Annotated in this window: 13 protein-coding genes; 7 read left to right on the top strand and 6 right to left on the bottom strand. The window is 64.2% G+C overall.

What is annotated here, in order from left to right:
* The first annotated feature begins 171 nt into the window (after positions 1-171).
* Entirely contained in the window at positions 172-594 is a 423-nt protein-coding gene (locus EHW12_RS15600) for a hypothetical protein (RefSeq protein WP_007733387.1), read from the top strand.
* On the opposite strand, the gene EHW12_RS15595 is transcribed toward EHW12_RS15600, so the two are convergent.
* From EHW12_RS15595 to EHW12_RS15575, 5 genes are all read right to left on the bottom strand, one after another.
* A complete protein-coding gene (locus EHW12_RS15595) occupies positions 575-1,438 on the bottom strand; it encodes a heme ABC transporter ATP-binding protein (RefSeq protein WP_125051110.1) in 864 nt (287 codons plus the stop codon). The two genes, EHW12_RS15600 and EHW12_RS15595, sit on opposite strands and share 20 nt — an antisense overlap.
* Positions 1,435-2,529 carry an iron ABC transporter permease gene (locus EHW12_RS15590; RefSeq protein ID WP_125052610.1) on the bottom strand — a complete coding sequence of 365 codons (1,095 nt, stop codon included), beginning with the start codon at positions 2,527-2,529 and terminating at the stop codon, positions 1,435-1,437. The genes EHW12_RS15595 and EHW12_RS15590 overlap by 4 nt, the downstream gene beginning before the upstream one ends.
* A 63-nt stretch (positions 2,530-2,592) precedes the next feature.
* Complete coding sequence (locus EHW12_RS15585; protein WP_125051108.1) at positions 2,593-3,600, bottom strand: ABC transporter substrate-binding protein; 1,008 nt, start codon at positions 3,598-3,600, stop codon at positions 2,593-2,595.
* Positions 3,597-4,283, bottom strand: coding sequence for a biliverdin-producing heme oxygenase (locus EHW12_RS15580; RefSeq protein WP_003946162.1), 687 nt, complete (start codon positions 4,281-4,283; stop codon positions 3,597-3,599). Before EHW12_RS15580 ends, EHW12_RS15585 begins: the two co-directional genes overlap by 4 nt.
* A gap of 92 nt (positions 4,284-4,375) precedes the next feature.
* Positions 4,376-5,311 (bottom strand): aldo/keto reductase, encoded by a 936-nt coding sequence (locus EHW12_RS15575; protein WP_003946175.1) that lies wholly within the window; start codon positions 5,309-5,311, stop codon positions 4,376-4,378.
* Between the two features lie 228 nt (positions 5,312-5,539).
* On the opposite strand from EHW12_RS15575, the gene EHW12_RS15570 reads away from it, so the two are divergent.
* The 4 genes from EHW12_RS15570 to EHW12_RS15555 are packed head-to-tail and all read left to right on the top strand — an operon-like array spanning position 5,540 to position 8,605.
* The gene (locus EHW12_RS15570) at positions 5,540-6,385 is read left to right on the top strand and encodes an undecaprenyl-diphosphate phosphatase (protein WP_030537531.1); all 846 of its coding nucleotides are present in this window, start codon (positions 5,540-5,542) and stop codon (positions 6,383-6,385) included.
* 58 nt (positions 6,386-6,443) lie between these two features.
* Complete coding sequence (locus EHW12_RS15565) at positions 6,444-7,139, top strand: histidine phosphatase family protein (protein ID WP_003946173.1); 696 nt, start codon at positions 6,444-6,446, stop codon at positions 7,137-7,139.
* Positions 7,140-7,194: 55 nt separating this feature from the next.
* On the top strand, positions 7,195-7,794 hold the full coding sequence (locus tag EHW12_RS15560; RefSeq protein ID WP_003946200.1) for a DUF3090 domain-containing protein: 600 nt from the start codon (positions 7,195-7,197) through the stop codon (positions 7,792-7,794).
* A 4-nt stretch (positions 7,795-7,798) separates the two neighbouring features.
* Positions 7,799-8,605: an SCO1664 family protein gene (locus EHW12_RS15555; protein WP_125051106.1), complete on the top strand. Its 807-nt coding sequence runs from the start codon at positions 7,799-7,801 to the stop codon at positions 8,603-8,605.
* Here EHW12_RS15555 and EHW12_RS15550 read toward each other — a convergent pair.
* Complete coding sequence (locus tag EHW12_RS15550) at positions 8,602-9,060, bottom strand: MarR family transcriptional regulator (RefSeq protein ID WP_042450996.1); 459 nt, start codon at positions 9,058-9,060, stop codon at positions 8,602-8,604. The two genes, EHW12_RS15555 and EHW12_RS15550, sit on opposite strands and share 4 nt — an antisense overlap.
* An 82-nt stretch (positions 9,061-9,142) precedes the next feature.
* Between EHW12_RS15550 and EHW12_RS15545 the strand changes: the two genes are divergently transcribed.
* Both EHW12_RS15545 and mshC read left to right on the top strand, forming a co-directional pair.
* Entirely contained in the window at positions 9,143-11,278 is a 2,136-nt protein-coding gene (locus tag EHW12_RS15545; RefSeq protein WP_125051104.1) for an MMPL family transporter, read from the top strand.
* Positions 11,279-11,288: 10 nt separating this feature from the next.
* Positions 11,289-12,530, top strand: a complete 1,242-nt coding sequence (gene mshC / locus EHW12_RS15540; RefSeq protein WP_047270508.1) for a cysteine--1-D-myo-inosityl 2-amino-2-deoxy-alpha-D-glucopyranoside ligase — start codon at positions 11,289-11,291, stop codon at positions 12,528-12,530.
* Positions 12,531-12,551: the final 21 nt, after the last annotated feature.

The following is a 12,551-nucleotide window of genomic DNA, read 5'->3' as shown; positions in this document are numbered from 1 at the left end:
TTTTTCTTGTCATCTGTTCTTCACGCAGTGCGACTGTCATCGATCATCCCTGATCGCAGTCGGGCGCCGTTCATCGCGTCGAGGAACTACCGACCATTCCGCTCACACCCCTGACGCGATACCGTACGAACAGCGGTTGCGGTTGACGCTGCAATCACCGAGGAGATCATTGTGATTCCCACAGAACCCACCGATTCCGGCGCGCAGTCGCCCGAACCGGCGCGGCCGGGCTTCGAGATCGAGGACCTCACCGTCGGCGCTCACGCACACGGTTTCGGCAGGTCCGACGGTCGAACTTTCGCGTTCCGCGTACGAAAGAGCATGCTGTTCGTCGAGGTATACGGCGAATACTGCGAGCACAGTGTGCCGACCCCTGCAGACGTTGTCGCCACCGCGGAGCGATCGGTGACCGACATCGATCTGACCGACGAGCGAAGCATCGCCGGTGTGGTCCGCGACGCAGTTCTGTCCACGGAGGCTGATTGGTCACAGCCCGGTCCCGGTGACGGAGTTCGTGAGGGCGACGGTCGCAGCCTGCCGACGGTGAGAGCCGTCCTTAACAGGCTGGGATCGATCATCGATTCTGTTCGGTGAATTCTCGGCGCGGGATGACCAGGGTCGCTCCGGTTGTCGGATGCGGGAACACCTCGACCGGATAACCGTAGACGCGGGTCAGAAGCTCTTCGTGCAACACCGATTCCGGGGGACCGTCAGCGGCGATGCGGCCGTTTTCGAGCACGACGATCCGATCCGCGTACGCCGCTGCCAACGCGAGGTCGTGCAAAACGACGACGACGGCATCGCCGTCCGCAGCGCGAGCGCGCGCCACGGACATCACCGCTTCCTGGTGTCCGAGATCGAGTGCTGCAGTCGGCTCGTCCAGCAGGATGGTCGACGTTTCCTGTGCCAGTACCCGGGCCAGCGCGACCCGCGCCTGCTCGCCGCCGGACAGCACGGCGAACGGCCGATTGGCGAACCCCTCGACATCGCAGGTCTTCATCGCCGCGGTGATAGCAGCGCCGTCGCGGTCTTCTCGGCGAGTTCCGGTCCATGGCGCACGTCCCATACGAACCACCTGGCGAGCGCTGAACGAAAATCCGATGGTGTGTTTCTGGGGGAGCACCGCGCGTCGGCGCGCCATGTCGATCGGCGACCACTGATTGAGGTCGGTGCCGTCAACGTCCACCCGCCCAGCGATGACGGGCTGATCACCGGCCAACGCCGCAAGAAGAGTCGACTTACCGGCGCCGTTCGGTCCGACGAGAACGACTAGCTCGCCTGCCCGGACTTCGATGGACACGCCTTCCAGAATCTGCCGACCACCGCGTTCAACGGTGATGTCGCGCGCCTCGAGGGTGACATCACCGACGCCAGGGCTTTCCGGTTCGGGGGTGACGCGGCCGAACAGTTCGCGCCAGTTTCTTACGAGGCTGCTCATGCCCACCCGCCCTGTTGCGCGCGCGTGCGTCGGAGAAGCCAGAAGAAGAAGGGGCCGCCCACCAGAGCGGTCAGCATTCCGAGGGGCAGGTCTGCGTTGTCGATCAGCGACCGCGAGCCGAGATCTGCGACAAGCAGAACCAGTGCGCCGGCGAGGGCGCTCGCCGGAATCAGCGCGCGGTGGCCAGGTCCGACGAGAATGCGCATCAGGTGCGGAACGACCAGACCGACGAAGAGGATGATGCCGGTGAAGGCAACACTCGCCGAGACCAGGAGAGCGACGATCAGTACCGCGAACTGGCGAAGCCGTTCGACGTTGACGCCCAGATGACGGGCCGCGTGTTCACCGAGCGCCAGCAGGTCCAGACGTGGGGCGATCATCATGGTCGCGGCGATCCCGACGACGGTCATCGGCGCCACGATCAGGACTGCGTTCCAGGAAGCGCCGTTGAGTGAGCCGAGTTGCCAGAACACGATCTGATCGCGAGCGGACGGGCTGGCGACGAAGGTGAAGAACGCGATGAGCCCGCCGGCGAACGCGTTGATCGCGACGCCCGTCAGCACCAACGTCACCACTTCGGTTCGGCCTTCGTGCCGAGCCAGCAGGTAGACCGCCGCGGTGGTGACCAGCCCGGCGACGAACGCAGCCGCAGCAACGGCCCAGCCGGCCACGAACGTTCCCCCGACGACGATGACAGCACTCGCGCCAACTGCCGCGCCCGCAGACACTCCGATCACTCCGGGTTCTGCGAGCGGATTGGAGAACACACCCTGCAGGAGCGCACCGGAACATCCCAGCGCCGCGCCGACACAGATGGCGAGCACGACGCGGGGGAATCGAACCTCCCACAAAGTCACTTCACCGCTGGGATGGGCGGGCATCGGACCGAGGTCGAGCCCGATGCGATGCAGGATGCTGCCCAAAACCTCGAGAGGCGACGTCGGAACTTGACCGATGCACGCCGACAGCACCGCGACGATCACGAGGGCGAGAGTCAAACTGACCAGAACCGCACTCACCCGCGACCGCGACGCGGGGCCAGACGCCGACTTGTCGGCGCCCCCGACTTCGTGTGAATCCTCGGCCGACACAGTCTTACCTGCTTCGGAACTACCTGTCTCTGTACTCACGAATCAGCACTCACGAATCTTTGCTCACGATCCACCGGGCTCGTAGATCGCTTCGGCGAGTGCCGCCATGACGCGTCCGGTGTTCGGCCCGAAGCTGAGCAGTACTCCGTCCGCCATGTCGACTACTCGTTTGTTCTTTCCAGCCGGCGTCTGAGCGATGCCAGGGACCTTTTCGAGGCCGTCGATTCCGCCGATCGATGCCAATCCGTCCGTCATCATCAGCAGGGCGTCAGGCGCTGCGGCGATGAGCGCTTCGCTGGTGATGGGCACGAACTGTTGTGTGATGCCCGAGGCGGTTCCTGCATCGGTGGCGCCGAGTGCCTCGATCAAGGAATCTGCTCCGGACCCTTCACCGCCGATCATGGTGATGGCCGATCCGCGCATGTAGAGGAATGCGATTTTCAGTGGATCGCCCTCGGTGGGGACCAGATCGCGAGCTCCAGCGATTTCCGATTCGGTCCGATCGACCAGCGCTGCGCCCTGGGCGGGTACGCCGAGCGCGTCGGCGACGGCCTGGAGTTGTCCTGGCACACCCTCGAGTGTTCGGGTCGGATCGAAGAAGACGACGGGAACACCGGCGGCGCGCAACTGATCCTGGACGCTCTTGGGCCCGATACTCGTGTCGGTGAGAACAACGGTGGGATTGAGGTCGAGAATTGCCTCGGTATTGAGCGATTGGCCGCCGACCGTGACAACCGGCACGTCCGCGACTGCGGGGAACTTGGCTGCGGTGTCGCGGCCGACGAGATTGTCACCGAGGCCGAGCGCCACCGTCGTCGTCGCGAGCGTCCCGTAGCGGTCGGCCGCAACGATCCGGCTGTTGTCGGTGATGGTCACGTCGACGCCGTCGAAGCTCTTCACCGTCACGGGCAGTGTCGCGGTCGGGTTGTCGGACACGGGAACCGGGCTGGAATCTTCGAGTACCGCGGTCCTGGCGCCCTGAGATGTCGTGGAATTGTCGCTGGGACCGCAAGCCACCAGACCGAAACCGGCTGCTGCGACCAGAGTCGCCGCGGCCAAGCGCTTCATCATTTGACGAGGTAGCTCTCGATGTCGCCTTCGAGGTCGGCGAACAGGTCGCCGTTGAGGCGGTATGCCAGATTCACCTCGTCGATGAAACGCTGCTGTTCCTCGGCAGGAATCTGCAGTGCATCCAGATTCGAGCGGTAGTCGTCCTTGAAAGGCTTCGGCTTGGGGATGCCTTCGAAGATGTAGAAGCGAAGTCCGTCGGTCTCGAATCCGTAGGCGCGTTCGAGCATCCGGCGGATGATCTGTCCGCCCGAGAGATCGCCCATGTACCGAAGGTAGTGATGTGCGACGAAGCCGGCAGGCCAATCGAACGCCACCTCCTTCAGGCGGGCGATGTAACGCTCGGTTGCCGGCAGGGCCACGAGTTCGTCGCGCCAGTTCGGTCCGCCGAGGAACTCGAGATCGGCTTCGAGTGAAGCCACGCGCAACAGATCCTCGGACAGGAACGGGGCGACCAACTCGTTGTCGGCGTGTGTGCGGCCGGCCTCTTCGAGGCTCGTGTAGACGAGGTACGTCTGTCCCAGAAGTGCGGCGTAGCCAGCCGTGGTCAGCTCACCGCCGAGTAGTGCGCCTACGAATCGCGACTGCTCCGTCTCGCGGTGTGCTGCGTCCGTCTCGGTCTTGATTCGTTCGGAGAAGGCTGGGCCTGCGTCTGCGGAAAGGCTGTCTACGTCGAGCGTGGTCATTGATTCTCCTGAGGCTGTAGTCAAGCGTTGCCTACTAGGTTAGCCTGCCCTCGCCAACACGATACCTCCGGTATTTCGATCAGCGGGACAGATCAAGCGCTCACATCGTCGAGAGCCGCGGCAATCGCTTTCGGAAGTTCCAATTCTTCGGTTGCCAGTACTCCTGTCAACTGGGCGAGATCACGCGTGCCGACGACGGCGCTGGCCACTCCGGCGCGATCGCGCGCCCAGGCCAGTGCCACCGCCAGTGGGGAAGTACCCAGACCGTCGGCAGCGGTAACGACTGCGTCGACCACCCGGATCGAGGAATCGGTCAGATAGCTCTGCACATCCTGCGAATGTGCTTCGTCGGCGCCGCGGGAATCGACGGGAATGCCGTCGCGGTACTTGCCGGTCAGCACACCGCCCGCGAGGGGTACTGCGGCGAACACTCCGACGCCGTGATGGGCCGCCGCTGCGAACAATTCTTCCTCGACGCCGCGTGCGAGCAACGAGTACTCGGCCTGCGTCGCGGCGAGTGTTGTTGCGCCACCGGCTCCTACGGCCGTCGCGAGCTGCCAGCCGAGGTAGCCGCGAACTCCGACGTACCGCACCTTGCCGCTCGAGACGGCGTAGTCGAGGGTTGCTGCAACCTCGTCGACGGGCGTGAGCGGATCCCAGGTTGCGACCTGCCACATGTCGAGGAAGTCGGTTCCGAGTTCACGAAGAGTCGCGTCGAGCTGGCGGAGCAATCCGCGCCGCGAGCAGTCGACGCGGTCGGTGCCGATCGGTGTGGGGTCGATGCCGGCGCTCGAGCTGATGATGAGTTCGTCACGTGGAACGACGTCGTCGAGCAACTCGGCGAGGATCCGTTGCGCCGCACCGGCGCCGTAGGCGGGCGAGGTGTCGACCAGGGTTCCGCCGGCCTCGGCGAACGCAAGTAGCTGTGCAGCAGCCTCGTCGCCGTCCGTGTCGCGTCCCCATGTCAGTGTGCCGAGCCCAAGTCGCGAGACCCGAAGTCCGCTCGTTCCGACAGATCTGTGCTTCATAACCGCCTGCATCTCGCGCCCGACTCGTGTGCGCAAGTGCGGCACCCGAGAGATCTCACCACGTGCAGACTAGTAGGCGCTCGCCTCGAGTCGGGGTATTCGGACACGGACGTGCCGGGCGCGGCGCGGCGCCGTGGGCCCCGGTAGCGTGGCGCCGGTGAAACGTGAACCCGACACACGAAACCTGTGTGCAGTAACCCCATTCGAATCAGCCGGGATCGGTGAGTGATGGGCGAAGCGATGACCTGGCTCCAGGCCGTGATCCTGGGCCTCGTGCAGGGCTTGACCGAGTTCCTGCCCATCTCGTCTTCCGGACATTTGCGAATCGTGTCGGAGATATTCTTCGGCAGTGACGCCGGCGCGTCGTTCACCGCCGTGACGCAGCTCGGCACCGAGTTGGCGGTCCTGATCTACTTCGCACGCGACATCGTGAGGATCATCACTGCCTGGTTCCGAGGTGTGTTCAATGCCGAGCACCGGGGCGATCTCGATTACCGGATGGGCTGGTACGTCATCATCGGCACCATCCCGGTCGGCATCCTCGGGTTCTTCTTCAAAGACCAGATCCGTACCGGCGCACGCAATCTGTGGCTGATTGCCACGATGTTGATCGTGTTCGCGCTCGTCATCGCTGCTGCCGAGTACTACGGACGCAAGACGCGCCCGATCGAATCGCTCACAGCACGCGACGGCATCATCATGGGTTCGGCTCAGGCGCTCGCGCTCATCCCGGGTGTCTCACGTTCGGGTGGCACGATCAGTGCCGGCCTTTTCCTCGGACTCACCCGTGAGGCCGCAGCCCGTTACTCGTTCCTGTTGGCGATTCCGGCAGTTCTCGCCTCCGGTTTGTTCAGCCTCCCGGATGCCTTCGAGCCGGCTGGTGAGGGTCTGAACGCGAGCGGTCCGCAGTTGCTGGTGGCAACCGTCATCGCCTTCGCGGTCGGTTACGCAGCGATCGCCTGGCTGCTTCGATTTGTTGTCGATCACTCCATGTACTGGTTCGTCGGATACAGAATCGCTCTCGGCGTAGTCGTCCTTGCGTTGCTGGCCACAGGGGTCGTGTCCGCGACATAGGGCCCGTTTCGACGTCGACCACCCGTCCGTGCGGCCACCGCCCCATTAGGGTTGTGGAATGACAGTTGTCCTACTGCGGCACGGGCGGTCGACGTCCAACACTGCCCATACCCTGGCCGGTCGAACGCCGGGTGTGGAACTCGACGACCACGGCCGGAAACAGGCCGAAGGCGTCGTCGATCGGCTGGTCGGTCTGGACATCGCGGAGATCGTCCGCTCGCCGCTGTTGCGGTGTGAGCAGACGGTCGGCCCCATTGCCGTCGACCGTGGTCTGACGCCGGTGGTCGAGGATCGCCTCATCGAGGTCGATTACGGCGACTGGACGGGTCGCCCGCTCAAGGAACTCTTGGAAGAACCGCTCTGGAAAGTGGTGCAGCGCCACGCTTCCGGTGCAGTGTTTCCCGGCGGTGAAGGGCTGGCCCAGGTACAGGCGCGAGCCGTTGCCGCGATCCGAGAGCACGACGCACGGCTGGCCGAAGAACACGGCAAGGACGTCGTCTGGATTGCGTGCACGCACGGTGACGTCATCAAATCGGTTCTCGCCGACGCGTTTGCGATGCATCTCGATTCGTTCCAGCGCATCGTCGCCGAGCCCGCCTCGGTCAGTGTGATTCGCTACACGGCGACACTGCCGTTCGTTCTTCGCGTCAACGACACCGGAGACGTGCTCGCCGCGATCGGTGCGGCGAAGGCCGCGACCAACGGTTCGGCTCCCGCGCAGGAGTCCGTCCCCGGCGGAGAGGTCGGTGCGTGAGCTGTGACGGATAATGGGTATTCAGTGATGTTCTGCTCGAACTCGAGGAGGTGCAATGTCGCGCGCGATTCACGTATTTCGCACTCCTGACCGATTTGTCGCAGGAACGGTGGGCGAACCCGGTGACAGGTCTTTCTATCTCCAGGCCGTGCACGAATCACGGGTGGTGAGTGTGCTGCTCGAGAAGCAGCAGGTTCAGGTCCTCGCCGATCGCATGGGCTTACTCCTCGAAGAGGTACATCGACGCTTCGGAACCGAGGTTCCGCCACAAGCCGACGACGTCTCCGACCTCAGCCCGCTGGTCACACCGCTCGACGCGGAGTTCCGGGTCGGCACGATGGGGCTCGGTTGGGACGCCGATGCCGGCGCGGTCGTCGTGGAGCTGCTTGCCGTCAGCGAGACGGAGTTCGACGAATCGGTTGTCCTCGACGACGCCGACGACGGTCCGGACGCGGTCCGTGTGTTCCTGACTCCGGAGCAAGCGCGCGAGTTTTCGCTGCGGTCCGAACGCGTCATCGCGGCGGGACGCGCGCCGTGCCCGCTGTGTGGTGAACCGTTGGCGCCCGAGGGGCACGTCTGCATCCGCACCAATGGGTACCGACGCGGCGAGTCCTTCGGTTTCGCGATCGACGACGCAGACGACGACGAGGTCTGACGTCGTGTCCGAACCTGGTGTGCCGGACGTGCTGCTCGAGGGTGATCTGACTCTGATCGGTCAGATCACCACGGCGAGCAACGCCACGCTGGTATGTGAGTCAACTCTGGGGGAGAAGTCCACCCGCGTGGTCTACAAGCCGGTCCGGGGTGAACGCCCACTGTGGGATTTCCCGGACGGCACTCTGGCGGGGCGTGAGGTCGCGTCGTACCGCGTGTCCGAGGCGCTGGGTTGGGGAGTGATTCCGCGAACAGTGTTGCGGGACGGCCCTTTCGGTCCAGGCATGGTGCAGCGATGGATCGACACCGTCGATCGCCGCGCGGATGGATCTGGTGGACTCGAGATGGTGGACCTGTGCAGTCCCGGCAAAGTTCCGCCGGGGTGGTTCGAGGTCCTGCAGGCCTTCGACTCGGAGGGTGAACCAGTCTCTCTGATCCATGCGGACGATCCACGGCTGCAGCGAATGGCCGTTCTGGACGTCCTCATCAACAATGCCGACCGTAAAGGTGGTCACGCCCTCGAGGGCGTCGACGGCTCGGTGTACGGCGTTGATCACGGAATCTGTCTTCACTCGGAGAACAAGCTGCGGACCGTGTTGTGGGGGTGGGCCGGGCAGCCCGTACCCGGTGCTTTGATCGCCGACGTCGCCGAATTCGCGACAACTCTCGACGGGGATCTCGGCGACGAGTTGTCCGAACTGATCACCGAAGAGGAAATCGTGGCCTTGGCGGTGCGGGCGATGCAGTTCGCCGAGTCCGCGGTGATGCCTGAGCCGAACGGCCATCGAACGATTCCCTGGCCGGCCTTCTAGTCGCGAGACGTTTCCTGCTGTTCGCGAGTTGCCGTCAATCCGGGTGAGCGAACCAATCGCAGTAGTTGTTCGCGCAGCGCGGCGACATCCCCGACGCCGACGGTCAACGCCGCATCTTCCTTCTCGAGCGTCAGTAGTCGCTCGTACGTCAGTCTTCCGGCGTCGGTTATCGCGATCACGCGCCGACGCTCGTCCCTCGGATCGGTGTCACGAGTGACGTAACCCGCTCGTTCGAGACGGTCGATCGTGCGGCTCATCGTCTGATCGGTGACGCGGGCGTTCTTCGCGATGTCGCGTTGAGACGCCGCCCCACCGGCGATCGAGTGGAGCACGATCAGGCCCGCGTGCGTCATGTCCTGAGACCGCAAGACCTTCTCCCACGAGTGCTCCACCAGGCGTGCAGCGGTGGACAACAGCCGGCCGGTGGGCCAGTCGTCCAGGCCGTCGCTGCTCATTTTTCTGCCTTCCGTTTGCAATTACTCAGCATGCTGAACAAAATAGTCGGCAAGTCCTCTGCTGCCGATCCCTGGAGACCCAGTGAGCACACCAGTACAAAATCGTCCTGTTCGTCGCCTTCGATGGATTGTGCCAGCTCTCCTCGTGATCGGCTGGCTGGCAATCGGAGGATTCGGCGGTCCGTTCGCCGGAAAGCTCAGCACGGTGCAGCAGAACGACAACACGTCGTTCCTGCCCGCGTCGGCCGAAGCGACCGAGGTGGCAAAGCTTCAGGAGAGCTTCACGGACACGCGCTTCGTGCCGGCCATCATCGTGGCGGAACGACCGGGTGGCCTCGAGCCCGCCGACTCCACCTTCCTTTCCCAGACCGTCGATTCGTTTGTCGGTACCGAAGGATTCGGCGACGCCTCATCGCCGCCGATCCCGTCGGCCGACGGCCAGGCACTCCAGATGTTCCTGCCGGTCGACAGCACCCTCGAAGTCAAGGACAGCGTGAAAGCGCTGCGCGCGGCGCTGGAGTCGAGCCCTGACGGACTGACAGTCAAGGTCACCGGCCCCGCTGGGCAGGTTGCGGATCTGTCGGCAGCATTCGCCGGTATCGACGGATTGCTGTTGTTGGTAGCCGGATCCGTCGTGATCGTGATCCTGATCATCGTCTACCGAAGCCCGATCCTGCCGTTCGTGGTGATCTTCTCGGCGATCTTCGCACTCGGATTGTCGAGCTTGCTCGTGTATCTGCTCGCGGACGCGGACGTCATCGCACTGAACGGTCAGAGCCAGGGCATCCTGTTCATCCTCGTGTTCGGTGCCGCCACCGACTACGCGCTACTGCTGGTCTCTCGCTACCGGGAAGAATTGCGGATCGAGAAGGACAAGTACGCAGCAATGCGCACTGCGTGGCGCGCGACGCTCGAACCTGTCGCAGCGTCTGCAGGAACGGTCATCGCGGGCGTTCTGTGCCTGTTGCTCTCCGACCTGAACTCGAACCGCGGACTCGGTCCGGTGGCCGCCATCGGTATCGCCGCGTCCTTCCTCGCATCGATGACCTTCCTACCTGCTGTCCTGGTTCTGTTCGGGAGGACGGCGTACTGGCCGACCAAGCCGAAGTTCGATGCCGACCGCGAGCACCACGACGAGGCGAACGATCACCGGTTCTGGGCCGGGCTCGCTGCTCGAATCGGTAGGCATCCGCGCCGCTTCTGGGTGGCGTCGACGCTGGTGCTGGTTATCTTCGCGATGATGATGCCGCAGTTCAAAGCCAGCGGTGTCTCGTCGTCCGACATCTTCTTGCTCGATGTCGATTCGGTTGCAGGCCAGGAGATTCTCGGCGAGCACTTCGACGCGGGTTCGGGTTCACCGGCCGTGGTCATCGCGAATGCAGACCAAGTGGATGCCGTTGCGGCAGTCAGTCGCGTGGAGGGTGTCAGCGACGTAAGCGTCGTGCAGAACGGGGGAGCGCCTCTGGTTGTCGACGGGCGAGTCTCCCTGCAGGCGACGTTGACTGACGCTGCCGACTCGCTCGAGGCCGAAGACACCATCGTGCGACTGCGTGATGCAGTTCACTCAGTGGAGGGCGCCGACGCATTGGTCGGTGGCGTCACTGCGACCGACCTCGACACGAAGACCACCTCGACACGGGACCGGACACTCATCATTCCCGTGGTGATCATCGTGGTGTTCGTGATTCTCTCGCTCTTGCTGCGTTCGCTTCTCGCACCGCTGCTTCTCATGGGCACCGTTGTGCTCTCGTTTGCTGCGACACTGGGCATTTCGTCGCTGGTGTTCGACCACATCTTCGGTTTCCCCGGCGCGGATCCGGTGGTCCCGCTCTTTGCGTTCGTGTTCCTCGTGGCTCTGGGAATCGACTACAACATCTTCCTCATGACGAGGGTGCGTGAGGAAGCGCTGAAGATCGGCACCAGGGCGGGCGCTCTGCGGGGACTCACGGTGACCGGCGGGGTGATCACATCTGCCGGAGTTGTTCTGGCAGCAACCTTCTCGGCGTTGGCGGTGATCCCGCTGTTGTTCCTCGCCCAGATCGCGTTCATCGTGGCGTTCGGTGTCCTGCTCGACGCTCTGATCGTCCGATCCTTGCTGGTCCCGGCCTTGACCTACGACATCGGTCAGAAGATCTGGTGGCCGAGCAAGCTCGCGTCGACGCCCGAACCAGAGCAGGATCAGCCAGCACCTTCCCAGCCTCAGAGCAGTCTCCACTAGGCTCGGCAGCATGCAGTCTTGGTCCGATACCGCACTCCCGTCCGTTCCCGGTCAGGGGCCGCCGTTGCGGCTGTACGACACAGCCGACCGTCAGGTTCGCCCCGTCACCCCGGGCGAGAAGGCGACGATGTACGTCTGCGGCATCACCCCGTACGACGCCACCCACCTCGGCCACGCGGCCACGTACCTCACGTTCGACCTCGTGAACCGCATCTGGCGCGACGCCGGACACGATGTCCACTACGTCCAGAACGTGACCGACGTGGACGACCCGCTGTTCGAGCGAGCCAATCGCGACGGCGAGGACTGGATCGTCCTCGGCATGCGTGAGACGGCACTCTTCCGCGAGGACATGGAAGCGCTGCGTGTGCTTCCGCCGAAGGACTACATCGGCGCCGTCGAATCGGTGAACGAAGTAGTCGAGTTGGTGGAGAAGTTCGTGGCGTCCGGCGCCGCGTACATCGTCGACGACGCGGAGTTCCCCGACGTCTACTTCCGTGCCGACGCGACCGAGCAGTTCGGCTACGAGTCGGGCTACGACCGCGCGACGATGGAGAAGTTCTTTGCCGAACGCGGCGGAGATCCCGATCGCGTCGGAAAGCGCAATCCGCTCGACGCACTTGTCTGGCGTGCGGAGCGTCCGGGCGAGCCCTCGTGGCCCTCACCCTTCGGGCCGGGTCGCCCCGGCTGGCACATCGAATGCGCGGCCATTGCACTCAACCGCATCGGCTCCGGCTTCGACGTCCAGGGCGGTGGCAGCGATCTGATCTTCCCGCACCACGAGTTCTCGGCCGCGCATGCCGAATCGGCAACGGGTGACCGCCGATTCGCGCGGCACTATGTGCACACCGGCATGATCGGTCTCGACGGCGAGAAGATGTCGAAGAGTCGCGGAAACCTGGTCTTCGTCTCCAAGCTGCGCGGCGAGGGGGTGGACCCAGCGGCAATCCGTCTCGGACTTCTGTCCGGCCACTACCGCCAGGATCGCGCGTGGACCGATCAGGTCCTCGCGGATGCTCAGTCGCGGCTGAAGGTGTGGCGCGAGGCCGCGGCTCTCGGTTCTGCGCCGTCAGCCACTGACACTGTTGCGCGTTTGCGTCAGCACCTGGCCGACGATCTCGACACTCCGAAGGCGCTCGACGCGCTCGACGGTTGGGCCCGCCGCGCCATCGAGGGCGGCGGATCCGACACGCAGGCACCCGGCGATTTCGCCGATGCCGTCGACGCCCTACTGGGTATTTCGCTTCGCTGAACCCCTGCTGTGCGCCTTTAT

This window comes from Rhodococcus sp. NJ-530 (assembly GCF_003860625.1).
Classification (GTDB): Bacteria; Actinomycetota; Actinomycetes; order Mycobacteriales; family Mycobacteriaceae; genus Rhodococcus_F; species Rhodococcus_F qingshengii.
The sequence above is the reverse complement of the archived record's forward strand: the minus strand, read 5'-3'. Positions and strand labels throughout refer to the sequence as shown.

What these genes read in the sequence shown, in the direction of transcription:
- EHW12_RS15595 (WP_125051110.1), bottom strand. Translation starts at nt 1,438, where the DNA reads ATGAGCAGCCTCGTAAGAAACTGGCGCGAACTGTTCGGCCGCGTCACC.
- EHW12_RS15585 (WP_125051108.1), bottom strand. Translation starts at nt 3,600, where the DNA reads ATGATGAAGCGCTTGGCCGCGGCGACTCTGGTCGCAGCAGCCGGTTTC.
- EHW12_RS15580 (WP_003946162.1), bottom strand. Translation starts at nt 4,283, where the DNA reads ATGACCACGCTCGACGTAGACAGCCTTTCCGCAGACGCAGGCCCAGCC.
- EHW12_RS15575 (WP_003946175.1), bottom strand. Translation starts at nt 5,311, where the DNA reads ATGAAGCACAGATCTGTCGGAACGAGCGGACTTCGGGTCTCGCGACTT.
- EHW12_RS15570 (WP_030537531.1), top strand. Translation starts at nt 5,540, where the DNA reads ATGGGCGAAGCGATGACCTGGCTCCAGGCCGTGATCCTGGGCCTCGTG.
- EHW12_RS15565 (WP_003946173.1), top strand. Translation starts at nt 6,444, where the DNA reads ATGACAGTTGTCCTACTGCGGCACGGGCGGTCGACGTCCAACACTGCC.
- EHW12_RS15560 (WP_003946200.1), top strand. Translation starts at nt 7,195, where the DNA reads ATGTCGCGCGCGATTCACGTATTTCGCACTCCTGACCGATTTGTCGCA.
- EHW12_RS15550 (WP_042450996.1), bottom strand. Translation starts at nt 9,060, where the DNA reads ATGAGCAGCGACGGCCTGGACGACTGGCCCACCGGCCGGCTGTTGTCC.
- mshC (WP_047270508.1), top strand. Translation starts at nt 11,289, where the DNA reads ATGCAGTCTTGGTCCGATACCGCACTCCCGTCCGTTCCCGGTCAGGGG.